Origin of the sequence: Catellatospora bangladeshensis, from assembly GCF_016862575.1 — a bacterium.
Taxonomy (GTDB): Bacteria; Actinomycetota; Actinomycetes; order Mycobacteriales; family Micromonosporaceae; genus Catellatospora; species Catellatospora bangladeshensis.
The window spans coordinates 21,910-45,214 of the sequence record NZ_BONF01000006.1; the positions used below are offsets into that span (position 1 = coordinate 21,910).

General features: G+C 72.1%; 18 protein-coding genes. 12 read left to right on the plus strand and 6 right to left on the minus strand.

The window, feature by feature from the left end:
* Positions 1-62 precede the first annotated feature (62 nt).
* From recA to rny, 3 genes are all read left to right on the plus strand, one after another.
* The gene (gene recA, locus Cba03nite_RS04620) at positions 63-1,112 is read left to right on the plus strand and encodes a recombinase RecA (RefSeq protein ID WP_203742242.1); all 1,050 of its coding nucleotides are present in this window, start codon (positions 63-65) and stop codon (positions 1,110-1,112) included.
* A gap of 23 nt (positions 1,113-1,135) precedes the next feature.
* The gene (locus tag Cba03nite_RS04625; protein WP_203742202.1) at positions 1,136-1,858 is read left to right on the plus strand and encodes a regulatory protein RecX; all 723 of its coding nucleotides are present in this window, start codon (positions 1,136-1,138) and stop codon (positions 1,856-1,858) included.
* Between the two features lie 757 nt (positions 1,859-2,615).
* Complete coding sequence (gene rny / locus Cba03nite_RS04630) at positions 2,616-4,472, plus strand: ribonuclease Y (protein ID WP_203742204.1); 1,857 nt, start codon at positions 2,616-2,618, stop codon at positions 4,470-4,472.
* Between the two features lie 295 nt (positions 4,473-4,767).
* Here the strand turns inward: rny and Cba03nite_RS04635 are convergent, their stop codons facing one another.
* From Cba03nite_RS04635 to Cba03nite_RS04650, 4 genes are all read right to left on the minus strand, one after another.
* On the minus strand, positions 4,768-5,670 hold the full coding sequence (locus Cba03nite_RS04635) for an amino acid ABC transporter permease (RefSeq protein WP_203742206.1): 903 nt from the start codon (positions 5,668-5,670) through the stop codon (positions 4,768-4,770).
* Between the two features lie 43 nt (positions 5,671-5,713).
* Positions 5,714-6,388: an amino acid ABC transporter permease gene (locus tag Cba03nite_RS04640; RefSeq protein WP_203742208.1), complete on the minus strand. Its 675-nt coding sequence runs from the start codon at positions 6,386-6,388 to the stop codon at positions 5,714-5,716.
* 78 nt (positions 6,389-6,466) lie between these two features.
* Complete coding sequence (locus Cba03nite_RS04645; protein WP_203742210.1) at positions 6,467-7,327, minus strand: glutamate ABC transporter substrate-binding protein; 861 nt, start codon at positions 7,325-7,327, stop codon at positions 6,467-6,469.
* Between the two features lie 84 nt (positions 7,328-7,411).
* Complete coding sequence (locus Cba03nite_RS04650) at positions 7,412-8,155, minus strand: amino acid ABC transporter ATP-binding protein (RefSeq protein ID WP_203742212.1); 744 nt, start codon at positions 8,153-8,155, stop codon at positions 7,412-7,414.
* Positions 8,156-8,301: 146 nt separating this feature from the next.
* On the opposite strand from Cba03nite_RS04650, the gene miaB reads away from it, so the two are divergent.
* The 7 genes from miaB (at position 8,302) to Cba03nite_RS04690 (ending at position 17,356) form a co-directional block, all read left to right on the plus strand.
* Positions 8,302-9,834, plus strand: a complete 1,533-nt coding sequence (gene miaB / locus Cba03nite_RS04655) for a tRNA (N6-isopentenyl adenosine(37)-C2)-methylthiotransferase MiaB (RefSeq protein ID WP_203742214.1) — start codon at positions 8,302-8,304, stop codon at positions 9,832-9,834.
* A 216-nt stretch (positions 9,835-10,050) separates the two neighbouring features.
* Positions 10,051-11,184, plus strand: coding sequence for an inositol-3-phosphate synthase (locus tag Cba03nite_RS04660; RefSeq protein WP_203742216.1), 1,134 nt, complete (start codon positions 10,051-10,053; stop codon positions 11,182-11,184).
* A gap of 386 nt (positions 11,185-11,570) precedes the next feature.
* Positions 11,571-12,422, plus strand: coding sequence for an SCO3242 family prenyltransferase (locus tag Cba03nite_RS04665; protein ID WP_203742244.1), 852 nt, complete (start codon positions 11,571-11,573; stop codon positions 12,420-12,422).
* Positions 12,419-13,915, plus strand: a complete 1,497-nt coding sequence (locus tag Cba03nite_RS40480; protein WP_308442743.1) for an EboA domain-containing protein — start codon at positions 12,419-12,421, stop codon at positions 13,913-13,915. The genes Cba03nite_RS04665 and Cba03nite_RS40480 overlap by 4 nt, the downstream gene beginning before the upstream one ends.
* Entirely contained in the window at positions 13,915-14,766 is an 852-nt protein-coding gene (locus tag Cba03nite_RS04680; protein ID WP_203742218.1) for a TatD family hydrolase, read from the plus strand. The genes Cba03nite_RS40480 and Cba03nite_RS04680 overlap by 1 nt, the downstream gene beginning before the upstream one ends.
* Positions 14,766-15,983 carry a metabolite traffic protein EboE gene (gene eboE, locus Cba03nite_RS04685; protein ID WP_203742226.1) on the plus strand — a complete coding sequence of 406 codons (1,218 nt, stop codon included), beginning with the start codon at positions 14,766-14,768 and terminating at the stop codon, positions 15,981-15,983. The genes Cba03nite_RS04680 and eboE overlap by 1 nt, the downstream gene beginning before the upstream one ends.
* A complete protein-coding gene (locus Cba03nite_RS04690) occupies positions 15,971-17,356 on the plus strand; it encodes an alkaline phosphatase family protein (protein WP_275411537.1) in 1,386 nt (461 codons plus the stop codon). The genes eboE and Cba03nite_RS04690 overlap by 13 nt, the downstream gene beginning before the upstream one ends.
* Before the next feature lie 302 nt (positions 17,357-17,658).
* Here the strand turns inward: Cba03nite_RS04690 and Cba03nite_RS40715 are convergent, their stop codons facing one another.
* A complete protein-coding gene (locus Cba03nite_RS40715; protein ID WP_203742228.1) occupies positions 17,659-19,350 on the minus strand; it encodes a cellulase family glycosylhydrolase in 1,692 nt (563 codons plus the stop codon).
* 175 nt (positions 19,351-19,525) lie between these two features.
* The gene (locus Cba03nite_RS04700) at positions 19,526-20,734 is read right to left on the minus strand and encodes a DUF349 domain-containing protein (protein ID WP_203742230.1); all 1,209 of its coding nucleotides are present in this window, start codon (positions 20,732-20,734) and stop codon (positions 19,526-19,528) included.
* Positions 20,735-20,972: 238 nt separating this feature from the next.
* Here Cba03nite_RS04700 and miaA point away from each other — a divergent pair, with 238 nt between their 5' ends.
* Together miaA and dapF are read left to right on the plus strand one after the other, a co-directional pair.
* Positions 20,973-21,902: a tRNA (adenosine(37)-N6)-dimethylallyltransferase MiaA gene (gene miaA, locus Cba03nite_RS04705; RefSeq protein ID WP_239125470.1), complete on the plus strand. Its 930-nt coding sequence runs from the start codon at positions 20,973-20,975 to the stop codon at positions 21,900-21,902.
* The gene (gene dapF / locus Cba03nite_RS04710; protein WP_203742232.1) at positions 21,899-22,702 is read left to right on the plus strand and encodes a diaminopimelate epimerase; all 804 of its coding nucleotides are present in this window, start codon (positions 21,899-21,901) and stop codon (positions 22,700-22,702) included. The genes miaA and dapF overlap by 4 nt, the downstream gene beginning before the upstream one ends.
* Positions 22,703-23,305 lie beyond the last annotated feature (603 nt).

Genomic DNA, 23,305 nt, shown 5'->3' on the forward strand with positions numbered 1-23,305 from the left:
GCGTGACGAAGAAGGCTGCGAAGTCGGCGACTGACAGTGCCCTAAAAGAGGTGGCGACGAAGATGGCGACCAACCCCGATAAGACCAAGGCCCTAGATCTGGCGCTCGCCCAGATCGACAAGCAGTTCGGCAAGGGCTCGGTGATGCGCCTCGGCGAGCGCCCGGTGCAGCAGATGGCGATCATCCCGACCGGCTCCATCGCGCTCGACGTGGCGCTGGGCATCGGCGGCCTGCCGCGCGGCCGCATCGTCGAGATCTACGGCCCCGAGTCCAGCGGTAAGACCTCGCTGGCCCTGCACGCGATCGCGAACGTGCAGCGCAACGGCGGCATCGCCGCGATCGTCGACGCCGAGCACGCCCTCGATCCGGAGTACGCGCGGGCTCTCGGCGTGGACACCGACGCCCTGCTGGTCTCCCAGCCGGACACCGGTGAGCAGGCGCTGGAGATCGCCGACATGCTGGTGCGCTCCGGCGCGCTGGACCTCATCGTGATCGACTCGGTGGCGGCGCTGGTGCCCCGTGCCGAGATCGAGGGTGAGATGGGCGACAGCCACGTCGGTCTGCAGGCCCGCCTCATGAGCCAGGCGCTGCGCAAGATGACCGGTGGCCTGAGCAGCTCCAACACCACCGCGATCTTCATCAACCAGCTGCGCGAGAAGATCGGTGTGATGTTCGGCAGCCCCGAGACCACCACCGGTGGCAAGGCGCTGAAGTTCTACGCCTCGGTGCGCCTGGACATCCGCCGCATCGAGAGCCTCAAGGACGGCACCGAGGTCGTCGGCAACCGGACCCGCGTCAAGGTGGTCAAGAACAAGGTCGCCTCGCCGTTCAAGCAGGCCGAGTTCGACATCATGTACGGCAAGGGCATCTCGCGCGAGGGTTCGCTGATCGACGTCGGCGTCGAGCAGAACATCATCCGCAAGGCCGGCGCCTGGTACACGTACGAGGGCGACCAGCTCGGCCAGGGCAAGGAGAAGGCGCGCGAGTTCCTCAAGGAGAACCCGGACGTCGCCGCCGAGATCGAGAAGAAGATCCTGGAGAAGCTCGGCGTGGGCCAGTCGACGGCCGGCGACGCGGCCGGCGGCCCGGCGCTGCCCCCGGTGGACTTCTGATCGGCCTGCCCGAGAGCTGACCGATGGCGGGACGAAGGCGCGGTGCGCGCACCGGCCGGGGATGGGACGCGAAGCCGCCCGCCCCGGCCCGGTCCGCGCGCCCCGGCCACGACCCGGATGCCCACCTCGGCCAGCCGGGGGACGAGATCGACCGGCACGGCCGCGACGGCGGGCGGGACACCGAGCCGCGCTCGCGGCGGGCCGAGCGGGAGCAGGCCGCGAAGGATCCTTACGAGCTGGCGCGGGAGATCTGCCTGCGCCAGCTCGCCGTGCGCCCGCGGACCCGGGCGGAGCTGGCGGCGGCGCTGGCCAAGCGGGACGTGGCCGCCGACGTCGCCGAGACGGTGCTGGACCGGTATGACGAGGTCGGCATCATCGACGACGCGGCCTTCGCGCGGGCCTGGGTGTCCAGCCGCCATCACGGCCGGGGGCTGGCCTCGCGGGCGCTGAGCCAGGAGCTGCGCCGCAAGGGCGTCGACCAGGAGGTCGTCACCGAGGCGCTGGCCGAGCTGGATGACGAGACCCAGGAGCAGACCGCGTACGAGCTGGCCGTGCGCAAGCTGCGGACCACGCGCGGGGAGCCGGACGCGGTGTTCCGGCGGGTGGTGGGGGCGCTGGCACGCAAGGGCTATCCGGGCGGCGTGGCGGTGCGTGCGGTCAAGGCCGCGCTGGCGGCCCGCAGCGCCGAGGACGCGGAGCTGGCCGAGCTGATCGACCCGGACACGTTCGACCTCCCGGACCAGTGAAGTTCGACACCCGCGCCGGAGGGGCGCGGGTGGGCTTCCGGTGGGTTGCCGCGGTCCCGGTGGAGTGGTCGCCGCGATGATCGCGATCTCGTGTCGACTTGTGCGGTCTGGCCAGGTATTTCGACACGAACTCGCGATCTTCCCCTGTGCGGCCTCGGCTGGGGGTGGGGCGTCTCGTGCAAGATCGCCGTCTCGTGTCGGAATGCAGCGTCAGAGCGCAGATTTCGACACGAGACCGCGATCTTGGCCTGGCCCAGCCCGGCCCGGGAGTCGGGTTGGCGACACGCCGGGGGCGGGGGAGTGTCTTCGGGTGTGTCACGGTTCGGCAACGGTGGTACGCCGGACAACCGGACACAATGGGCGATGCGTCCTTCTTGGTGTCCGATCATGAGTTCTTGACCGGACCGCCATCGGGCACCTAGCCTCGCAGGAGAGGTATCACCGACCAGTACGTGTTAAACCACACAACATAGAACGTGTAACAGTACGACAACAGTTTTGCCTGGTGAGGACACGCGCAGCCGCCGTACCCCTGCGGCTGCTTACATGTAGTCGCAGCTCAGAGCCGTTGTAGCGGTTCGAGGGTGATGGTGCGCAGGCGCACCCGGCCGATTCCGGCAGGGTGGGCCGATCCGTGCCGTGCGCGTCGTGTGCGGGTCCACGCACCTGGTCGGTCTGCCTCCGCGCCGGCACCACCGTGTCGGCGGATCGGAAGCGTCAGGAGGCAGGCCATGAGCGAGTACGACGGGCGAACGGCATGACCCCGATGGAAGGGGCGCTGCTCGCGGCGATCATCGTCCTCGCCCTCCTGGTCGCGGGGACGCTGGCGCTGGGCGTACGGCTGATGCGCCGCCTGAGCGCCCCCACCGCACCGACCGGCCTGCCGCTGAGCGTGATCGTCGACGACCCGGAGGCGGTGGCCGAGCGCGAGCGCCAGCGCCAGACCCTCACCGAGCTGCAGAACTCCGTCGCCGACGCGCAGGCCGCGCTGGAGAACGAGCGCCGTTCCGTGGCCTCCGCCCGCGCCGAGGCGACCGCCGTACGGGCCGAGAACGCCGCGGCCAAGGCCGAGGTCACCACCGCCCGCGCCGAGGCGCAGCGGGTGCTGGACGGGGCGCACGCCGAGGCCGACACCGTGCTGCAGCGGGCGCACCGCCAGGCCGAGGAGGACGCCGAGCAGGTCCGGGCCACCGCCCGGCGCACCGGCGAGCGCGAGATCGCGATGCTCACCTCCACCGCCAAGGAGCAGGCCGCCGAGGCCGAGCGTCGGCTGCAGCGGCTGGACGAGCGGGAGCGGCTGCACACGGCCGAGGCCGAGCGGCTGGCCGAGCGCGAGCGCCAGCACGTCGAGGAGGCCGAGCGGCTGGCCGAGCGGGACCGGCGCATCGCCGCGGCCCAGGCCGAGCTGGCCAGGTGGGAGCAGGCGCTGCAGGCCAAGGAGCAGGAGCTGGCCCAGGCCCAGGAGCAGCGCCGCAAGGAGCTGGAGCGGGTCGCCGGGCTGACCGCGGACGCGGCCAAGCACGAGCTGGTGGAGAGCATCGAGGTGCAGGCCAAGCGCGAGGCCGCGCTGCTGGTCCGCGACATCGAGAACGACGCCCGCGCCACCGGCGAGCAGCGGGCCCGGCACATCGTGGTCGACGCGATCCAGCGGGTGGCCAGCGAGCAGACCGCCGAGAGCGTGGTCAGCGTGCTGCACCTGCCCAGCGACGAGATGAAGGGCCGGATCATCGGCCGCGAGGGCCGCAACATCCGGGCCTTCGAGACTGTCACCGGGGTCAACCTGATCATCGACGACACCCCCGAGGCGGTGCTGCTGAGCTGCTTCGATCCGGTGCGCCGGGAGGTCGGCCGGCTCACCCTGGAGAAGCTGGTGCTCGACGGGCGGATCCACCCGCACCGTATCGAGGAGGTCTACGACGTCGCCCGGTTCGAGGTGGAGCGGATGTGCCAGCGCGCTGCGGAGGACGCGCTGGTCGAGGTCGGCATCACCGACATCCACCCGGAGCTGGTGACCCTGCTGGGCCGGCTGCGCTACCGGACGTCGTACGGGCAGAACGTGCTCAAGCACCTCGTCGAGACCGCGCACATCGCCGGGATCATGGCGTCGGAGCTGAAGCTGGACCCGGATCTGATCAAGCGCTCGGCGTTCCTGCACGACATCGGCAAGGCGCTCACCCACGAGGTGGAGGGTTCGCACGCGCTCATCGGCGCCGACGTGGCCCGCCGGTTCGGCGAGAGCGACGAGGTGGTGCACGCGATCGAGGCGCACCACAACGAGGTGCAGCCGCAGACCATCGAGGCGGTGCTCACCCAGGCGTCGGACGCGTGCTCGGGTGGGCGGCCAGGGGCGCGGCGGGAGTCGCTGGAGGCGTACGTCAAGCGGCTGGAGCGCATCGAGGAGATCGCCGGGGCCAAGAGCGGCGTGGACAAGGTGTTCGCGATGCAGGCGGGCCGGGAGATCCGGGTCATGGTGCGCCCGGAGGAGGTCGACGAGATCGGCGCCGCGGTGCTGGCCCGGGACGTGGCCAAGCAGATCGAGGAGGAGCTGACCTACCCCGGCCAGATCCGCATCACGGTCGTCCGCGAGTCCCGCACCACGGAGATCGCCCGCTGAGCGCCGCTGGCAGGGGAAGATCGCTGTCTCGTGTCGAAACCTAAGGTCGACCTCAGGTTTCGACACGAAATAGTGATCTTCAGGCCGGGCACCGCGGCCAGGGAGCCACGTAAAGAACAAGATCGCCGTCTCGTGTCGGAACCTGAGCTTAGACCTCAGGTTCCGACACGAGACGGCGATCTTGCACTCTGTCCCCGGACCGGGCCAGCCGGGCCACCGAGCGCGGCCACCGAGCGCGGCCACCGAGCGCGGCCACCGAGCGCGGGTCGGCGGGCCAGTGGGCCAGCCGGGCGGATCAGGCGCCGGCGCCGCCGCCCACGCCCGAGGCGGCCGCGTTCGCAGCGGCGATCTTGGCCGGCGCGGTGGTCACGCCGCGCCGGTCGGCCCGGCGCTTGAGCAGGTGCGCGATCGCGGTCAGGGTCGCGTTGATCACGATGTAGATCAGCGCGAGCACCATGAACGTCGGCACCACGTTCGCGAAGACCGCGTAGCTCTTGCTGCCCTCCAGCATCAGCTCCGGGTAGGCGACGATGTAGCCGAGGGCGGTGTCCTTGAGCACGACCACGAGCTGGCTGACGATCACCGGCAGCATGGTCCGCGCCGCCTGCGGCACCAGGATCATCCGCATGACCTGCGACTTCACCAGGCCCAGGCTGTAGGCGGCCTCCGACTGGCCCTTCGGCACGGCCTGGATGCCCGCCCGGAACGCCTCGGCCAGCACCGAGCCGTTGTAGAAGGTCAGGCCGATGACGACCGACCAGAACGGCTCGACATAGGTGCCGAAGACCCAGAAGCCGCCGAACGACAGGAAGAAGATCATCAGCAGCACCGGCACGGCGCGGAAGAACTCCACGATCACCCCGGCGGGCACCCTGATCCAGACGTGGTCGGAGAGCCGGGCGGCGCTGAACACCAGGCCGAACGCGAGCGCGAACACCATGGCCGTGGCGGCCGCCTGCAGTGTGCCCAGCAGGCCGACGAGCGCGTAGTCCCAGAAGTTGCCCTGCTCGCCGTTCGGGAGGGTGACGTCCTGGAAGAACGGCTGCCACTTCGCCCAGGTCCACTGCTCGGTGCTGTCGAACGCCCGGTAGATGCCGTACAGGCCGGCCAGCAGCAGCACCGCGAAGACGGCGCTGAGCACCCGGTTGCGCATACGGGCGCGGGGTCCGGGGTGGTCGTAGAGGACGCTGGCGCTCATCGGGCCTCCAACCAGGCGGCGCGGGACGGGTTCGGGATGCGGCTCATCGGCGCACCATCAGGCGGTTGGCCAGCGCGGTGAAGCCGTAGCCGACCGGCACGAGCAGGGCCACGAAGGTCAGCGCGAACACCAGGAAGATCGCGATCGTCTGGTCGCCGCGTGCCTCGATCAGGCCCTTCATCGCGTTCGAGGCCTCGGCGACGCCGATGACCCCGGCGATGGTGGCGTTCTTGGTGAGCGCGATCAGGATGCTGCCCAGCGGGGCGACCACCGAGCGCATGGCCTGCGGCAGGATGATCAGCCGCAGGTTCTGGGTGAAGGTGAGCCCGAGCGCGCGGGCCGCCTCGGCCTGGCCCAGCGGCACGGTGTTGATGCCGGAGCGGATCGCCTCGCAGACGAACGCCGCCGTGTACGCCGACAGGCCGACGACGGCCAGCCAGTAGTTGTTGACGTGGATGTCCTCGGAGAACTCGACGCCGACGGCGCTGTAGAGCCCGAAGTAGCAGAACAGGATGACCAGCGTCAGCGGGGTGTTGCGGAACAGGTGCACCCAGCCCGCACCGAAGGCCCGCAGCACCGGCACCGGGGCCACCCGGCACGCCGCCAGCAGCAGCCCCAGCACCAGCGCGAGCAGCGAGGAGGCGCCGGTCAGCTTCAGGATCATCAGGAAGCCGTCGATGTAGAGCTGCAGGTTCGCCGGATCGGAGAAGACGTCCATCCTCGCCCTTCAGAAAACTCGGTCGTCACGACAAGCGGGTGGGACGGGCGGCGAAACGCCCGTCCCACCCGCCGATGATCACGCGGGGCAGTTGGTCAGCTTGCTGACGTCCAGGGTCGGCGCCGGGGTGCCGCTCTTGCCGAGCGTCGCGTCCCAGGCCGCCTTGTACGAGCCGTCGGCGACCGACGCCTTCAGGATGTCGTTGATCTTCGTGCAGCCGGCCTTGTCCTCCAGCTTCAGGCCGATGCCGTACGGCTCCGACGAGAACGGCTTGCCGACGACCTTGAACTTGCCCGCGTACTGCGCCTGCGAGGCGTAGCCGGCGAGGATGATGTCGTCGGTGGTCACCGCGTCGACGGTGCCGTTGGCCAGCGCCTCGACGCACTTGGAGTACGCGTCGAACTCCTGCAGCTGCGCCTGCGGGTACTTCTCCTTGATCCGCTTGGCCGGGGTCGAGCCCGCCACCGAGCAGACCTTCTTGCCGGCCAGGTCGTCCGGGCCGGTGATCGCGGACGCGGTCGGCACCAGCAGGTCCTGGCCCGCGGTGTAGTACGGGCCGGCGAAGTTGACCTTCTTCTTCCGGTCGTCGTTGATGGTGTAGGTGGCCACCACGATGTCCACCTGGCCGGACTGGATGAACGGCTCACGGTTGGCCGACACCGTCGTCACGTAGGTGTTCTTCGCCGGGTCGCCGCCGAGGCCCTTCGCGATGATCTTCGCGATCTCGATGTCGAAGCCCTCGTAGGTGCTGCCGGTCTGCAGGCCGAGGCCGGGCTGGTCCGCCTTCACGCCGAACTTCAGCGTGCCGGCGGTCGCCTTGCCGACCAGCGGGCTCTCGCCCGACGGGGTGCCCGGGGTCTCGCTCTCGCTGCCGCACGCGGCGACGCCGAGCGCGAGCACGGCCACGGCCGCGACGGCGGCCAGACGCTTCATACGCATGGAAATAGTCCCTCCCTCATCAGCCCGGCCCCACGGTCAGCGGCGCCGGAGTTCACAGCCGCCGTCGGTCACGACGACGGAGTCTCAGTGCTGCAGGACCTTCGACAGGAAGTCCCGCGCCCGCTCGCTCCTGGGGTTGCCGAAGAACTCGGCGGGCGGCGCCTGCTCGACGAGCTGGCCGTCGGCCATGAAGGCGACCCGGTCGGCCGCGGCGCGGGCGAAGCCCATCTCGTGGGTCACCACGATCATGGTCATGCCCTCCTTGGCCAGCGAGGTCATCACGTCCAGCACCTCGCCGACCATCTCCGGGTCGAGCGCGCTGGTCGGCTCGTCGAAGAGCATCGCCTTGGGCTGCATCGCCAGGGCGCGGGCGATCGCGGCCCGCTGCTGCTGGCCGCCGGACAGCTGCACCGGCAGCTTGTCGGCCTGGCTCGCGATGCCCACCCGGTCGAGCAGGGACAGGGCGCGCTCGCGGGTCACCGCCTTGCTCTCCTTGCGCACCTTGACCGGCCCGAGCATGACGTTCTCGAGGATGCTCATGTGCGCGAACAGGTTGAACGACTGGAAGACCATGCCCACCTCGCTGCGCAGCCGCGCCAGCGCGCGGCCCTCCGCGGGCAGCTCCTTGCCGTCGAAGCGGATGGAGCCCGAGTTGATCGTCTCCAGCCGGTTGATCGCGCGGCACAGCGTCGACTTGCCGGAGCCGGACGGGCCGATCACCACGACCACCTCGCCCCGGTCGACGGTGAGACTCACCTCGCGCAGCACGTGCAGGTCTCCGAACCACTTGTTCACCGCGTCCAGCACAATGAGCGGTTCGTGGGACATGCCACCGTCCTTTCGGCGTCCGTACATCGTCGTCTCAGTGACCTTAGAACGGCCGACACGACAGGCAGGCTGCTGGATGGTCACGAGCGGGTAACTCTCCCGGATTCCCTACCCGCGCGCGGCACCGGATACCCTGGTCGGTTGAGATGACTACCCAGCCTGAAACCCAGCTCACACCCGCCCGCACCTACGAGGTGCGCACGTACGGGTGCCAGATGAACGTGCACGACTCCGAGCGCATCTCGGGCCTGCTCGACGGCGCGGGCTACGTCCGGCTGGACCCCGCCGCCGACCCCGGCCGCACCCCCGACGTGGTGGTCTTCAACACCTGTGCGGTACGCGAGAACGCCGACAACCGCCTCTACGGCAACCTCGGCCACCTGCGCCCGGTGAAGGACAAGCACCCGGGGATGCAGATCGCCGTCGGCGGCTGCCTGGCCCAGAAGGACCAGGGCGAGATCGTCAAGAAGGCGCCCTGGGTCGACGTGGTGTTCGGCACCCACAACATCGGCTCGCTGCCGGTGCTGCTGGAGCGCGCCCGGCACAACGAGCAGGCGCAGGTCGAGCTGCTGGAGTCGCTGGAGGTGTTCCCCTCCACGCTGCCGACCCGGCGCGAGTCGACCTACTCCGGCTGGGTGTCGATCTCGGTGGGCTGCAACAACACCTGCACCTTCTGCATCGTGCCCAGCCTGCGCGGCAAGGAGAAGGACCGCCGCCCCGGCGACGTGCTCGCCGAGGTCGAGGCGCTGGTCGCCGAGGGCGTGCTGGAGGTGACCCTGCTCGGCCAGAACGTCAACACGTACGGCGTCGAGTTCGGCGACCGGCTCGCGTTCGGCAAGCTGCTGCGCGCCACCGGGCAGCTGCGCGAGAAGGGCCTGGAGCGGGTGCGCTTCACCAGCCCGCACCCGGCCGCGTTCACCGACGACGTGATCGAGGCGATGGCCGAGACCGAGAACGTGTGCCACCAGCTGCACATGCCGCTGCAGTCGGGCTCCGACGCGGTGCTGCGGGCGATGAAGCGCTCGTACCGGTCCGACCGCTACCTGTCGATCATCGAGAACGTGCGGGCGGCCATGCCGGACGCGGCGATCACCACGGACATCATCGTCGGCTTCCCCGGCGAGACCGACGCGGACTTCGAGGAGACGCTGCGGGTGGTCCGCGAGTCGCGGTTCGCCAGCGCGTTCACCTTCCAGTACTCGATCCGCCCCGGCACGCCCGCCGCCACGATGGAGAACCAGGTGCCCAAGGCGGTGGTGCAGGAGCGGTACGACCGGCTCATCGCCACCCTGGAGGAGATCACCTGGGCGGAGAACAAGAAGCTGGTCGGCCGCGAGGTCGAGGTGCTCGTCGCGGTCGGCGAGGGCCGCAAGGACCAGGCCACCGGCCGTATGTCCGGCCGGGCCCGCGACGGCCGCCTGGTGCACTTCGCGGTCTCCCCGGAGCAGGCCGCGGCGGTCCGCCCCGGCGACATCGTGCACACGGTCGTCAGCTACGCCGCCCCGCACCACCTGAACTGCGACGGCGCCCTGGTCTCCCACCGCCGCACCCGCGCGGGCGACGCCTACGAGGCCGGCCGCGCCGTCCGCACCCCCGGCGTCCTCCTCGGCCTCCCCACCATCGGCAAGCCCCCCACCCAGCCCGCCCCCACCGGCGGCGGCGCCTGCGCCACCTGCTGACCCGCCCCTAGATCATCCGACTTGCCTGGCACATGGGCGTATCTTGACGCCGCATTCGCCCACTTGCCAGGCAAGTCGAGCGATCATGGGCCGGTGGACACGCGGGGTTGAGCTGCGTAGACATTTCGTAAACGGGCATTAGGGTTGAATCCCGGTATTGTTGGCGAAATCAAGTAATCTGTCTTGGTTTCTCCTTCATCTCCCCGGGAGACTGGCATGCGAACTGGTGTTTGGCTGGTCGGAGGGCGGGGGTCGGTCGCCGTCACCAGCATGGCCGGAGCCGTCGCGCTGCGCGCGGGGCTCGCCGAGCCCACCGGATGTGTCACGGAACTGCCGCAGCTGCACAGCCCCGCCCTGCCGGGCCTAGCCGATCTCGTCTTCGGCGGGCACGACGTGATCGCGACGCCGCTGTCCAAGCGGGCCGAGGCGCTCGCCGACGCCGGGGTGCTGCCCGGCCGCCTGGTCACCGCGGTGCAGCCGGACCTGGCCGCGCTCGACGCCGAGGTGCGCCCCGCGCCCCGGGGCGCGACACAGGCCGAGACGGCCGCGCTGATCGCCGCCGACCTCGACGACTTCCGCCGGCGGCACGAGCTGGGCCGCGTCGTCATGATGAACGTGGCCTCCACCGAGGCCGCCGCCGCGCCGCACGAGGCGCACGCCGCGCTCGACCTGCTGCACAAGGCCCTGCGCGGCGACGCGGCCGTGCTGCCGCCCAGCTCGCTGTACGCGTACGCGGCGTTCACGGCGGGCTGCTCGTACGTCGACTTCACCCCGTCCACCGGGGCGCGGCTGCCCGCGCTGGCGCAGCTGGCCTACGAGCGCGGGGTGCCGTACGCCGGGCACGACGGCAAGACGGGGGAGACCCTGGTCAAGTCGGTGCTCGCGCCGATGTTCGCGATGCGCAACCTGCACGTGCGCAGCTGGTCCGGGGCGAACCTGCTCGGCGGCGGGGACGGCGCCAACCTGGCCCAGCCCGCGCCGAACGCGGCCAAGGCCGCCAGCAAGCAGCGGGTGCTGGCCGAGACGCTGGGCTACCAGCCGCAGGGTGACACGCGCATCGAGTACGTCGCCGATCTCGGTGAGTTCAAGACCGCGTGGGACCTGGTCACGTTCACCGGGTTCCTGGGCACGCCGATGCGGCTCGACTTCACCTGGCACGGCTGCGACTCGGCGCTGGCCGCGCCGCTGGTGCTGGACCTGGTCCGGCTCACCGCCGCCGCGCACCGGGCCGGGCGCACCGGCCCGCTGCCGGAGCTGGCGTTCTTCTTCAAGGACCCGCTGGGCGACGTGCCGCACGGCCTCGCCGCGCAGTGGGACGCCCTGGTCGGCCTCGTGGAGGGCCTCGCGTGAGCGCCGTGCCCGAGGCGGGACGCCCGCCGTCCGCCCGCGCCCTGCGCGTGGCCGAGGGCCAGCGCGTCCCCGCCCGCCCCGGCAACCGCCACCAGGCTGCCGCCCGCCACGCCGCCGCACAGGCACCGCGCGCGGTCTCGCGCGCGGGCGCCCGGCCCTCGCCCACAACCACCGCGCACCCGACGTCACTGGACCGTGCGGCCGCGCTGCCCCCCACCTGCCGCGACCAGAGCACACCCGCGAACACCGCGTCAGCAGACCGGTTGCCCGTCCCACCCCGCAGTTTCGGGGAAAGTGCACTCTCGAGCCCGGCGACAGCCGCAGTTTCCCCGAAACTGCAACCCGGAGCGGGGACGGAGCGCCGGGCGGCGGGGTGGAAAGGCACGCTGCGGGCGGTGGCGGAGTTGGTGCGGGCGCCGGCGGCGCTGTCGGTGCCGGGGGACGTGATCGCGGGGGCCGCCGCGGCGGGCACGCTCGATCGGCGTACCCCCGGATTGGCCGCGGCTTCGGTGTGTCTGTATTGGGCGGGGATGGCCGCCAACGACTGGGCGGACCGGGAGCTGGACGCGGTGGAGCGGCCGGAGCGGCCGATCCCGAGCGGGCGGATCTCGCCCGGGGCCGCGCTGGGTCTCGCGGCGGGGCTGACCGCCGCGGGGGTGGGGCTGGCCGCGTGGGCGGGTGGGCGCCGCGGCCTGGCGACGGCCGCGCCGCTAGCCGCCATGGTGTGGGCGTACGACGTCAAAGCGAAGAACACCGCCGCCGGTCCCGCCGCGATGGCCGCCTGCCGAGGGCTGGACGTGCTGCTCGGCGCGTCGTCCGGGCCGGTCGCGAAGGCGGTGCCCGCGGCGCTGACCGTCGCCGCGCACACCTACACGGTCACGGAGCTGTCGCGCCGGGAGGTGTCGGGCGCGGACGCCCGGCTGCCGCTGGCGACGCTGACCGGCACCGTCGCCGTCGCCGCGACCGCGGCCGGCCTGAGCACCCGCCGGGGCCTGCGCGCGTGGCTGCCCGCGGCCCTGGCGGGGTGGTACGTCTCGCACTACGGCCGGGCGCAGGCCCGCGCCGCCGCCGAGCCGAGCGCCGCGCGCGTGCGCGAAGCCGTCGGCTCGGGCATCACCGGCCTGCCCACGCTGCAGGGCACGCTGGCCGCCCGGCACGGGTCCGGCCTGGCCGGGCTCGCCCTCGCCGCCGCCGCGCCGCTGGCCCGGCGCCTGGTCCGGAGGATCTCCGCCACATGAACCTGCGTTTCGGGTACGGCACCAACGGCTTCGCCAACCATCGTCTCGGCGACGCGCTGGCCGTGCTCGCCGAACAGGGCTACGACGGCGTCGCGCTGACGCTGGACCACCACCACCTGGACCCGTACGCCCCCGGCCTGGCCCGCCGCGTGTCCGGCCTGGCCACCCGGCTGATCGAGCTGGGGCTGTCCGTGGTCGTCGAGACGGGCGCCCGCTACCTGCTCGACCCGCGCCGCAAGCACGCGCCCACGCTGCTGCACGACGACCGCGAGGTGCGGCTGGACTTCCTGCTGCGCGCCGTGTCGATCGCATCCGACCTCGGCGCGGAGGCGGTGTCCTGCTGGTCGGGAGTGCGGCCGCCGTCGGTCGACCCGCAGCTGGCCTGGGACCGGCTGGTGGACGGCTGCGCCCGGCTCACCGAGGCCGCGTCGAAGGCGGGCGTGCCGGTCGGCTTCGAGCCCGAGCCGGGCATGTTCGTGCAGGACCTGGCGGGCTGGCGCACGCTGCACCGGGCGCTGGGCATGCCGCGCGCCTTCGGGCTGACCCTGGACATCGGGCACTGCCGCTGCCTGGAGCCGGAGCCCATCCCGGAGTGCATCGCGACCGCCGCGCCCTACCTGGTGAACGTGCAGATCGAGGACATGCGGCGCGGGGTGCACGAGCACCTGGAGTTCGGCGAGGGCGAGATCGACTTCCCGCCGGTGCTGCGGGCGCTGTCCGCGGCCGGATACCGCGGGCTGATCGGGGTGGAGCTGCCACGGCACTCGCACGCCGCGCCTGAGGTCGCCCGGCGTTCGCTGGCGTTCCTGCGCAAGGCCGCCGGGCAGCCCATCACGGCAGCGGCCAAGACGGCCGCCCCGCCCGGACAGCGCCGCCCGAGCGGCACCGTGCCCGGACCCGACGTGCTGCGCGCCGCGCTGGCCTGCGTGGACGACGGCGGGTGGCTGGACGAGGCGCTGCGCCGGGTGGCCGCCGACCCGTCCGTGATCAGCCGGCTGTTCCCCGCCGCCGCGCGCCGCTGCGGGCGCGGCCCGGTCGGGGTGCCCGGCTGGACCGCCGACGAGGCGGCGCGCGCGGTGCTGCTGGCCACGCTGCCCGCCGAGCACACCGCCGGGCAGGCGCGCGCCCTCTACCGGCACGGCGACGCCGCCGAGAAGCGCGCCGTGCTGCGCGCCCTGCCGCTGCTGCCGCTCGGCCCGAGCGCCGTCGAGCTGCTGCACGACGCGATCCGCACCAACGACACCCGGCTGGTCGCCGCGGCGCTGGGGCCGTACGCGGTGCACCTGGACGCCGCCGCCTGGCGGCAGGCCGTGCTCAAGTGCGTGTTCATGGGCATCCCGCTGTCCGTCGTGGACGGGCTGGAACACCGGGCCGACGCCGAACTCGCCGCGATGCTCGCCGGGGTCGCCGACGAGCGCGACGCCGCCGGGCGCCAGCTGCCCGCCGACGCCGCGGCGCTGCTGGACCGCCTCACCGCCGAGAAGGGGATCTGATGCGCATCTTCGACCCGCACGTGCACATGACCTCGCGCACCACCGACGACTACGAGGCGATGGCCGCCGCCGGGGTGCGCGCCGTGGTGGAGCCGTCGTTCTGGCTGGGCCAGCCGCGCACCAGCCCCGGCTCGTTCGCCGACTACTTCGACGCGCTGATCGGGTGGGAGCCGTTCCGGGCCGGGCAGTTCGGCATCCGGCACTTCGCCACCATCGCGCTGAACCCGAAGGAGGCCAACGACCCGCGCTGCCGCGAGGTCCTGGAGCTGGTCCCGCGCTACCTGGACAAGGACGCCGTGGTCGCGGTGGGGGAGATCGGGTACGACTCGATGACCCCGCAGGAGGACGAGGCGTTCGCCGCGCAGCTCGGGCTGGCCGTCGAGTTCGACCTGCCCGCGCTCGTGCACACGCCGCACCGGGACAAGCAGCGCGGCACCCAGCGCAGCCTGGCCGTGGTGCGCGAGTCCGGCATCGAGCCGGGCCGGGTGGTCATCGACCACCTGAACGAGGTGACCGTGGAGCTGGTCCGCGACAGCGGCTGCTGGCTGGGCTTCTCCATCTACCCGGACACCAAGATGTCGCCGCCGCGCATGGTGGAGCTGCTGCGCCGGTACGGCACCGAGCGCATGCTGGTGAACTCCGCCGCCGACTGGGGCCGCTCCGATCCGCTGCTCACGCTGCGCACCGGTGAGGCGATGCTGGCCGCCGGGTTCGGCGAGGACGACGTGGACCGGGTGCTGTGGCGCAACCCGGTCGAGTTCTACGGCGCGTCCGGCAAGCTCGACCTGTCCGACGACGAGGCGCCGGCCGGCGAGTTCGCCGGGAACTCGATCAAGCGCGGGGGCGCCTGATGCGGCTGGCACACCCCGACGGGCAGACGGTGCACCTGAGCTACTGCACCAACGTGCATCCCGCCGAGGACCTCGACGGCATCGTCGCGCAGCTCGACGCGTACGGCAGCGCGATCCGGCACCGGCTGGACGCCGACGTGCTGGGGCTGGGCCTGTGGCTTGCCGCCCCGGCCGCCTCGGCGCTGGCCGCCGAGCCGCACCTGCGCCGCCGCCTGCGCCGCGAGCTGGACCTGCGCGGCCTGGAGGTGGTCACGCTCAACGGCTTCCCGTACCAGTCCTTCCAGGCCGAGGTGGTCAAGCACGCGGTCTACCACCCGGACTGGACCACGCCGGAGCGGCTGCGCTACACCCTCGACCTCGCCCAGGTGCTCGCCGACCTGTTGCCCGACGACGCGGTGCGCGGCTCCATCTCGACGCTGCCGCTGGCCTGGCGCGAGCCGTGGGGCCCGGACCGGGCGGGGGCCGCCCAGCGGGTGCTGGACGAGCTGGCCGACGGCCTGGCCGGGATCGCGGGCACCACCGGCCGTACCGTGCAGGTCGGCTTCGAGCCGGAGCCCGGCTGCGTGGTCGAGACGACCGAGCAGGCCGCCCGGCTGTGGGCCGGCATGGACGGCGACTGGCTCGGCGTCTGCCTCGACCTGGCCCACCTGGCCTGCGCCTGGGAGGAGCCCGCCGAGGCCCTCACCAGGCTCGCGAAGGCGGGGCTGCCGGTGGTGAAGGTGCAGGTGTCGGCCGCGCTGACCGCCGACGACCCGGTCGCCGCCGAGGCGGCGCTGCGCGGCTACGACGAGCCGCGCTTCCTGCACCAGACCCGGGGTTCGCGCGGCGAGGCCGCCGACGACCTGGGCGAAGCGCTGGACCGGCTGCTGCCCCGGCCGCGGCGCACCCCGCAGCCCTGGCGCGTGCACTACCACGTGCCGCTGCACGCCGAACCGGCTCCGCCGCTGGGCAGCACCCTGCCCGAGCTGCGGATGGCGCTGAAGGAGCTGTTCGGCGGCCCGGTCGCCGGGTGCGACCACGTGGACGTGGAGACGTACACCTGGCAGGTGCTGCCCCCGGCGCAGCGGCCCACCACGCCGGAGCAGCTCGCCGCCGGGATCGCCGCCGAGCTGGCGTTCGCCCGGGACGAGTTGTGCGCGCTGGGGCTGGCGCCGTGCCCGCCCGCCGCGCCGCTGGGCACCATGGAGCTGCAGGAGGTCCGCCCGTGGACGCCGTGACCCCGCTGGTCGTGCTGGACGTGGTCGGGCTGACCCCGCGCCTGCTGGAGCACATGCCCCGGCTGCGCGCGCTGGCCGGGTCCGGCTTCGCCGCGCCGCTGGGCACGGTGCTGCCCGCGGTGACCTGCTCGGCGCAGGCGACGTTGCTCACCGGGGTGTCCCCGGCCGAGCACGGCATCGTCGGCAACGGCTGGTACTTCCGCGACCTGGGCGAGGTGCTGCTCTGGCGGCAGCACCACGCGCTGGTCGGCGGGGAGAAGGTCTGGCAGGCGGCCCGCCGGGCCCGGCCCGGCTACACCGTGGCGAACATCTGCTGGTGGTACGCCATGGGCGCGGACGTGGACTGGACCGTCACGCCCCGGCCGGTGTACCGGGCGGACGGGCGCAAGGAGCCCGACTGCTACACCGACCCGCCGCAGCTGCACCGGGCCCTGTCCACCGAGCTGGGCACGTTCCCGCTGTTCCAGTTCTGGGGGCCGGGTGCGGGGATCGCGTCCAGCCGCTGGATCACGGGCGCCGCGCGTTACGTGATGCGGGTGCACCAACCCGACCTGACCCTGGTCTACCTGCCGCACCTCGACTACGACCTGCAGCGTTTCGGCCCGTACGGCCCCGAGGCGGCGGCCGCCGCACGTGAGCTGGACGGCGTCATCGGGCCGCTGCTCGACGATGCGACGGCGCGCGGGGCGACCGTGGTGGCCCTGTCGGAGTACGGCATCACGCCGGTGCGCCGCCCCGTGGACGTCAACCGGGCGCTGCGCGCCGAGGGCCTGCTCCGGGTGCACACCCAGGCCGGCATGGAGTACCTCGACCCGTGGACGTCCCGCGCGTTCGCGGTCGCCGACCACCAGCTCGCGCACGTGTACGTGAAGGACCCGGCCGACCTGCGCACCGTCGCCAAGGTCTGCGCGAACCTGCCCGGCGTGGCCGAGGTGCTCGACGAGGCGGGCAAGGCCCGGCACGGCCTGGACCACCCGCGCTCCGGTGAACTGGTGCTGGTCGCCGAGCCGGAGTCGTGGTTCACGTACTACTACTGGCTCGACGACGCCAGGGCCCCCGACTTCGCGCGCCTCGTGGAGATCCACCGCAAACCCGGCTACGACCCGGCGGAGCTCTTCTTCGACCCCGCCGCCCCGCTGGCCGCCAAACGCCGCGCCGCCACCGCCCTGCTCCGCAAGAAGCTCGGCATGCGCTACCTGATGAGCGTCGTCGGCCTCGACGCCGGCGCCCTGGCCGTCCGCGGCTCCCACGGCCGCCTGCCCGACCACCCCGCCGACGGCCCCCTGCTCATCTGCTCCGACCCCACCGCCGCCCGCGGCTCCTTCGCCGCCACCGACGTCAAACCCCTCCTCCTCCACCTAGCCGGGATTTGAAAGGAAGGGCACCTTCTTAACGCTATGCGTAGAGGAAGGGCACCTTCTTAACCTGCGGCTCGCTTGACCTGCGGCGGGCCGAGGACCTCGCCGGTCCGGCGCGACGTACGCGGCCGGACCGGCGAGCCTGGCACCCGCTCCGGCGGCTGCCGGTGGGATCGATGCAGGGGTGCCAGGTGCCCACATGACCGGCCGCGCCGGGCGGGAAACCCTCCGGCGTGTCCGATGCGGACGGTTGCTTTGCTCTGCACACATATACGCGACAGCAGCCGGGTGCGTATATGTGTGCAGAGCAAAGCCGGTCAGGAGCAGACAGCTCCGTTGAGGCGTACGTTGCTCGGCGCGGGCGAGGACGGACCGGTCGCGGTGTAACCGATGGTCACGCTGCCGCTCGCGGCCAGCGAGGGAGACCAGCTCGGCGCGGCCGCGGTGATCGTGGTCCCGCTCTGGGTCACCGTGGCGTTCCAGCCGCTGCTCAGCGTGACGCCGCTGGGCACCGTCCAGGTCGCGTTCCACGGGTTCAGCGCGCTCGTCCCGGTGTTGGTCACCTTGATCTCGGCCTGGTAGCCGCCCGGCCACGAGTTGATGATCGTGATCACCCGCGTGCAGCCGCCACCCGGGTTCGGCGAGGCCGACGGCGAGATCGACGGGGACGGCGACGCCGACCGCGAGGGCGACACCGACGGTGACGGCGAGGCCGAGCGCGACGGGGAGGGCGACAGCGTCAGCGAGACCGTCGGCACCGGTGACGGGTTGCCCGACGGCGGGTTGAGGTACGGCTGGAGGATGTTGTACTTCGTCTGGTTGATCGAGTACCAGTCGTCCAGCGCGACGCCGCCGGTGTCACCGGAGTTCGGGTTCCACGACCAGTACGTGAACGACAGCCCGTTCTCGCCGATGTAGCCCATCAGCTTGGTCAGCCACTGCGTGTCCAGCGGGTTGGCCAGCGTGCTGCCGAACTCGCCGACCAGGATCGGGGCCACGTTCTGCTTGGCGAGCTTGCCCCAGAAGTGGTCCCACACCGCGGGCAGGTTGTTCGGGAAGTTCGGGTCGTTGAACCAGCTCTGCCGGTCGTACACCGAGATGCCGTACTCGTGCGGCGAGTACACCAGCCGGTTGGCGACGTTGAGGCGTACCGGCTTGTCGATCGCGGCGGACAGGTTGCCGCCCCACCAGTCGCAGGACATCGGGTCGTCCGGGATGTTGTCCCACACGTTCGCCACGCCGCCGGACAGGCAGCTCACGCCCTCGACGAAGATCAGCCAGTTCGGGTTCGCCTGCAGGACCGCGTTGCCGATCCGCTCGGCGGCCAGCCGCCAGTCCCGGGCCTGCACGTCGCAGCCCCAGCAGGCGCCGGTCGCGTTCGGGTCGGTGCCCTCGGCGTGCGGCTCGTTGAACAGGTCCGCCCCGATCACGGTCGGGTTGCCGGCATACCGCTGGGCCAGCATCTGCCAATCCGCGATCATGCTGGCCTCGGAGACCGTCGCGGTGTACCAGAGCGGCGTCTGCCCGGCCGCGGTCGGCCGGTGCCGGTCCAGGATGACCCGCATGCCCTTGGTGCCCGCGTAGTCGATGACCTTGTCCAGGATCTGCAGCGGGGACAGGCCGATCAGATCCGGGTTGGTGTAGTCGTTGATCCCGGTGGCGGTCGCGCCGGGCTTCAGGGCATCGCCGGAGTACGGGACGCGAAGGGTGTTGAAGCCGAGCGAGGCCATCCGGTCGAGCTGCCCGCGCCAGGTGGCCGGGGCGCTGGCCCACAGGCCGTGGAACGTGCGGTTGTCGGTCTCCATGCCGAACCAGTTGATGCCGGTCAGCCGCACCACCCGGCCCTGGCTGTCGACGATGTTGCGGCCGCTGGTGCGCAGGTAGCCGGTGCCGGTGTCGGCGCTGGCCGGGACGGCGGTGAACGTGATCGCCACGAGGGCGGTGGCCGCGGCGGCGAGGGCCGCGGAGACGGCCGCGACCAGCGCGGTCGTGCGGGTCTTCCAACGCATTTCGATGCTCCATCCACAACGGACGAGATGATCGGGAAATGCGTGCCTGCCCTGGCTCCGGGGTACATCGTGCACCCCTGACCGGGTACACAGCAAGGGGGCGGCCGCGCGTGCGACCGCCCCCTTGCTTCAGCTGGTGAAACTCAGCTCGACTTCTCCGCCAGGGCGAGGCAGATCAGCTGGACTTCTCGGCCAAGGCCAAGAAGTTGCGCTTGCCGGCCAGGGCCTGCTCGGCCTCCTTGATGCGCTTGGCGTCGCCGGCGGCCTGCGCCCGCTCCAGCCGCGCCTCCGCCTCGGCCACCTGCTCGCGCATCTGCTTGAGCAGCGGGTTCGCCGACGGCTCGGTGCGGCGCCAGGCGGCGTCCATCGCGTCGCGGACCTTGTCCTCGACGGCGCGCAGGCGGCGGTCCAGGCCCGCGACGTTCTCGCGCGGCACCCGGCCGGTGTCGTGCCACTGGCCCTGGATCTCGCGCAGCACGTTCTGGGCGGCCTTCGGGTCGGCGTCCACGTCGATCGCCTCGGCCTGGGCGAGCAGCTCCTGGCGGCGTACCAGCGCGGCCTTCTGCTCGTTGTCACGGGCCGAGAAGACCTCGCTGCGGCGGGTGAAGAACGCGTCCTGCGCGGCGCGGAACCGGTCCCACAGCTTCTGCTCCGCCTCCTTGGAGGCGCGCGGCGCGGTCTTCCACGCCGCCATCAGCTCCTTGAGCCGGGCCGCGGTGGCCGCCCAGTCGGTCGACTCGGCCAGCGACTCGGCCTCGGCGACCAGGTCGTCCTTCACCGACTGGGCCTGCTTGCGGGCGGCGTCCAGGGTGGCGAAGTGACCGCCGCGGCGGCGGGTGAAGCTGTCCCGGGCGACCGAGAAGCGCTTCCACAGCTCACCGTCGGTCTTCTTGTCGACCCCGCGGATGGTCTTCCACTCGTCGAGGATCTCCTTGAACCGGTCGCCGGTCGCCTTCCAGCTGGTGGACTCGGCGGCGAGCTTCTCCGCCTCCTCGACCAGGCCGGTCTTGCGGGCGACGGCCTCGGCACGCGCGGCGTCACGGGCGGCCTTCGCGGCGCCCGCCTTCTCCTCGGACAGGGCCGTCAGCCGGTCGAGCCGGGCGGCCAGCCCGTCGATGTCGCCGACCACGTGCGCCTCGTCCAGGCCGGCACGCAGCCGCTTCACCGTGGCCAGGGACTGCGAGGCGTCGGCGGCCCCGGAGTTGAGCCGGGTCTCGATCAGGTCCACCTCGGTGACGAGATCCTCGTACCGGCGGACGAAGTGCGCCAGCCCCTCTTCCGGGGTGCCGGCCTGCCATGATCCGACGGCGCGCTCGCCCGCGGCCGACTTCACCCAGACCGTGCCGTCCGCGTCCACCCGGCCATACGATGCCCAGTCGCTCATGATGTGCCCATCCTCGTTCTTCCCGACCGAACCCGCAGTCACCTGCGAGGTCGCCGCCAAAGCGCAGTTACCCGTGTGTCTGTCACCGGGGAGAGTACGTCGTCTCTCCTTCAGCATTGTCACAGGTCCGACTGGGCGCGCGGCACGCGCCCAGGACAAGGTGACCTTACGGGGTCGCGGCGCGAGACGCACCTGGTCCACCCCGCTGTTCAGGGCACGATCCGATTACGGTTGTGTCGTGCGGGTGAACGAGACGGCCGGGCGAGCGGCCGCGACGGTGATCGCGGTGGTCGGCCCGACCGCCGCAGGCAAGTCGGCGCTGTCGATCGCGCTGGCTCACGCCCTCGGCGGCGAGGTGGTCAACTGCGACTCGATGCAACTCTATCGGGGCATGGACATAGGCACCGCCAAGCTGACCGCCCTCGAACGGGAGGGGGTGCCGCACCACCTCCTCGACATCTGGCCGGTCACCGAGCCCGCCAGCGTCGCGGAGTACCAGCGGCTGGCCCGGGAGGCGATCGACGGCATCCAGGCGCGCGGGCGGGTGGCGCTGCTCGTCGGAGGGTCGGGGCTGTACCAGCGGGCCGTGCTGGAGGACTTCTCGTTCCCGGGGACCGACGCGGCCGTGCGGGCGCGGCTGGAGGCGGAGCTGGTCCGGGTCGGGCCCGCGGTGCTGCACGCGCGGCTGCGCTCGATCGATCCCGACGCGGCGGAGAAGATCCTGGACAGCAACGGGCGGCGCATCGTACGGGCGCTCGAGGTGATCGAGATCACCGGGGGGCGGTTCACGGCGTCGCTGCCCGATCCGGTGCCGGTGTACCCGGTGCTCCAGCTCGCCGTCGACCGGGGCGACCTGGACGAGCGGGTCACCCGGCGGGTGGCGAAGATGTGGGGCGACGGGCTCGTCGACGAGGTCCGGGGACTCGTGCCGGAGGGGCTCGCGGGCGGGCTCACCGCGTCGCGGGCGCTCGGGTATCAGCAGGTGCTGGCGTACCTTGAGGGCAGGTGCACCGAGCAGCAGGCGTACGACGACACGGTCACCGGGACGCGCCGGTTCGTGCGGCGCCAGCGCTCATGGCTGCGCCGGGACCCCTCGGTACGCTGGCTCGACGGCGCCGCCCCGGATCTCGTGGAGCAGGCGCTGCGGATGGTGAGGGAGACGCCGTGAAGTTCACCAAGGGGCACGGCACCGGGAACGACTTCGTGATCATCGAGGATCTCGAGGGGACCGTGGAGCTGACGCCGTCCCTGGTCGCGGCGCTGTGTGACCGGCGGTTCGGGATCGGTGGGGACGGGGTGCTGCGGGTGCAGCCGTCCGCCGAGCCGGGTGCGGCGTGGTTCATGGACTACTGGAACTCCGACGGGTCGCTGTCCGAGATGTGCGGCAACGGGGTGCGCGTGTTCGCGCGGTATCTGCACACCACGGGGCTGGCGGGGGACGTCATCCCGCTGTCGACGCGGGGTGGGCTGCGGACGGCGTACGTCGAGGGGGACCTGATCCGGGTCGACATGGCGGCGCCGCGGCTGCTGGGTGACTCGACGGCGACGATCCACGGGGTGACCTACCCCGGGCTCGCGATCTCCATGGGTAACCCGCATCTGGTGTGTGACGTGCCTGCCGAGGTGGCGGCGGCGGTCGACCTGAGCCGTGCTCCGGATACCGACGGCTCGCTGTTCCCCGCGGGGGTGAACGTGGAGTTCTCGGTGCGGGTGGCGGAGGACCACCGGCGGATGCGGGTGTACGAGCGCGGGTCTGGCGAGACGATGTCGTGCGGCACGGGGGCGACCGCGGTGGGCGTGGCCGCGCTGGTCACCTCGGGGCGGGACGCCGGGACGGTCACGGTGGACGTGCCCGGAGGGCGGCTTCAGGTCACGCTTGACGAGCAGACGTCCTGGCTGGCCGGGCCGGCTGTGCTGACCTTCACGGGGGAGATCGACCCGGGTTCGCTGGTACGTCGGCCGGGCTGATCGGCCGTTGACCGGAGTCCGGAGGTTCGGTGTCTGCTCCGGTAGGTGGCGTCTCCGAAACCCGCGCCGAGGTGGCGGGGTGGTGGTGATCGTGGGTTCGTGTCAGTAGGCGGGCCTGGGCTCGGGGTCGTGGCACGGGTTGGCGATCATCTTGACCCTCGCGTGGCGGGCGGCCGGGTGGGCTCGGCTTGGAGCTTGATCGCGGTCTCGTGTCCAAAGGTGGGGTCTGGCCATAGGTTTCGACACGAACCGGCGATCATCCGGGTGGGCTGGCGGCTCTTGGAGCTGGGTGACCGGGTGATGATCGCGAGTTCGTGTCGGAACCTGAGGTCTGGCCTCACATTCCGACACGAACTCGCGATCATGGCCGGGGACGGCCCGGGAGGCGGGCCGGGGGCGGCCCGTCGGGGCCAAGATCGTTGGACTTGCCTGGCAGGTGGGGGAATCTTGGGTGGGGATTCGCCCGTCTGCCTGGCAGGTTGGGTGATCTTGGGGTGGGTGGGTCAGGACTCCGGGGTGGGGGTGGGGTCGGAGTCGAGGACGGGGGCCGCGGCGGACTGTTGGGCTACGGCGCGGACGGCGGCGGCTACGGCGGGGGCCACG

Excerpts from the sequence above, each read along its gene's own strand:
- recA (WP_203742242.1), top strand. The coding sequence starts at position 63 with ATGGCGACCAACCCCGATAAGACCAAGGCCCTAGATCTGGCGCTCGCC.
- Cba03nite_RS04625 (WP_203742202.1), top strand. The coding sequence starts at position 1,136 with ATGGCGGGACGAAGGCGCGGTGCGCGCACCGGCCGGGGATGGGACGCG.
- rny (WP_203742204.1), top strand. The coding sequence starts at position 2,616 with ATGACCCCGATGGAAGGGGCGCTGCTCGCGGCGATCATCGTCCTCGCC.
- Cba03nite_RS04635 (WP_203742206.1), bottom strand. The coding sequence starts at position 5,670 with ATGAGCGCCAGCGTCCTCTACGACCACCCCGGACCCCGCGCCCGTATG.
- Cba03nite_RS04640 (WP_203742208.1), bottom strand. The coding sequence starts at position 6,388 with ATGGACGTCTTCTCCGATCCGGCGAACCTGCAGCTCTACATCGACGGC.
- Cba03nite_RS04645 (WP_203742210.1), bottom strand. The coding sequence starts at position 7,327 with ATGCGTATGAAGCGTCTGGCCGCCGTCGCGGCCGTGGCCGTGCTCGCG.
- Cba03nite_RS04650 (WP_203742212.1), bottom strand. The coding sequence starts at position 8,155 with ATGTCCCACGAACCGCTCATTGTGCTGGACGCGGTGAACAAGTGGTTC.
- miaB (WP_203742214.1), top strand. The coding sequence starts at position 8,302 with ATGACTACCCAGCCTGAAACCCAGCTCACACCCGCCCGCACCTACGAG.
- Cba03nite_RS04660 (WP_203742216.1), top strand. The coding sequence starts at position 10,051 with ATGCGAACTGGTGTTTGGCTGGTCGGAGGGCGGGGGTCGGTCGCCGTC.
- Cba03nite_RS40480 (WP_308442743.1), top strand. The coding sequence starts at position 12,419 with ATGAACCTGCGTTTCGGGTACGGCACCAACGGCTTCGCCAACCATCGT.
- Cba03nite_RS04680 (WP_203742218.1), top strand. The coding sequence starts at position 13,915 with ATGCGCATCTTCGACCCGCACGTGCACATGACCTCGCGCACCACCGAC.
- eboE (WP_203742226.1), top strand. The coding sequence starts at position 14,766 with ATGCGGCTGGCACACCCCGACGGGCAGACGGTGCACCTGAGCTACTGC.
- Cba03nite_RS40715 (WP_203742228.1), bottom strand. The coding sequence starts at position 19,350 with ATGCGTTGGAAGACCCGCACGACCGCGCTGGTCGCGGCCGTCTCCGCG.
- Cba03nite_RS04700 (WP_203742230.1), bottom strand. The coding sequence starts at position 20,734 with ATGAGCGACTGGGCATCGTATGGCCGGGTGGACGCGGACGGCACGGTC.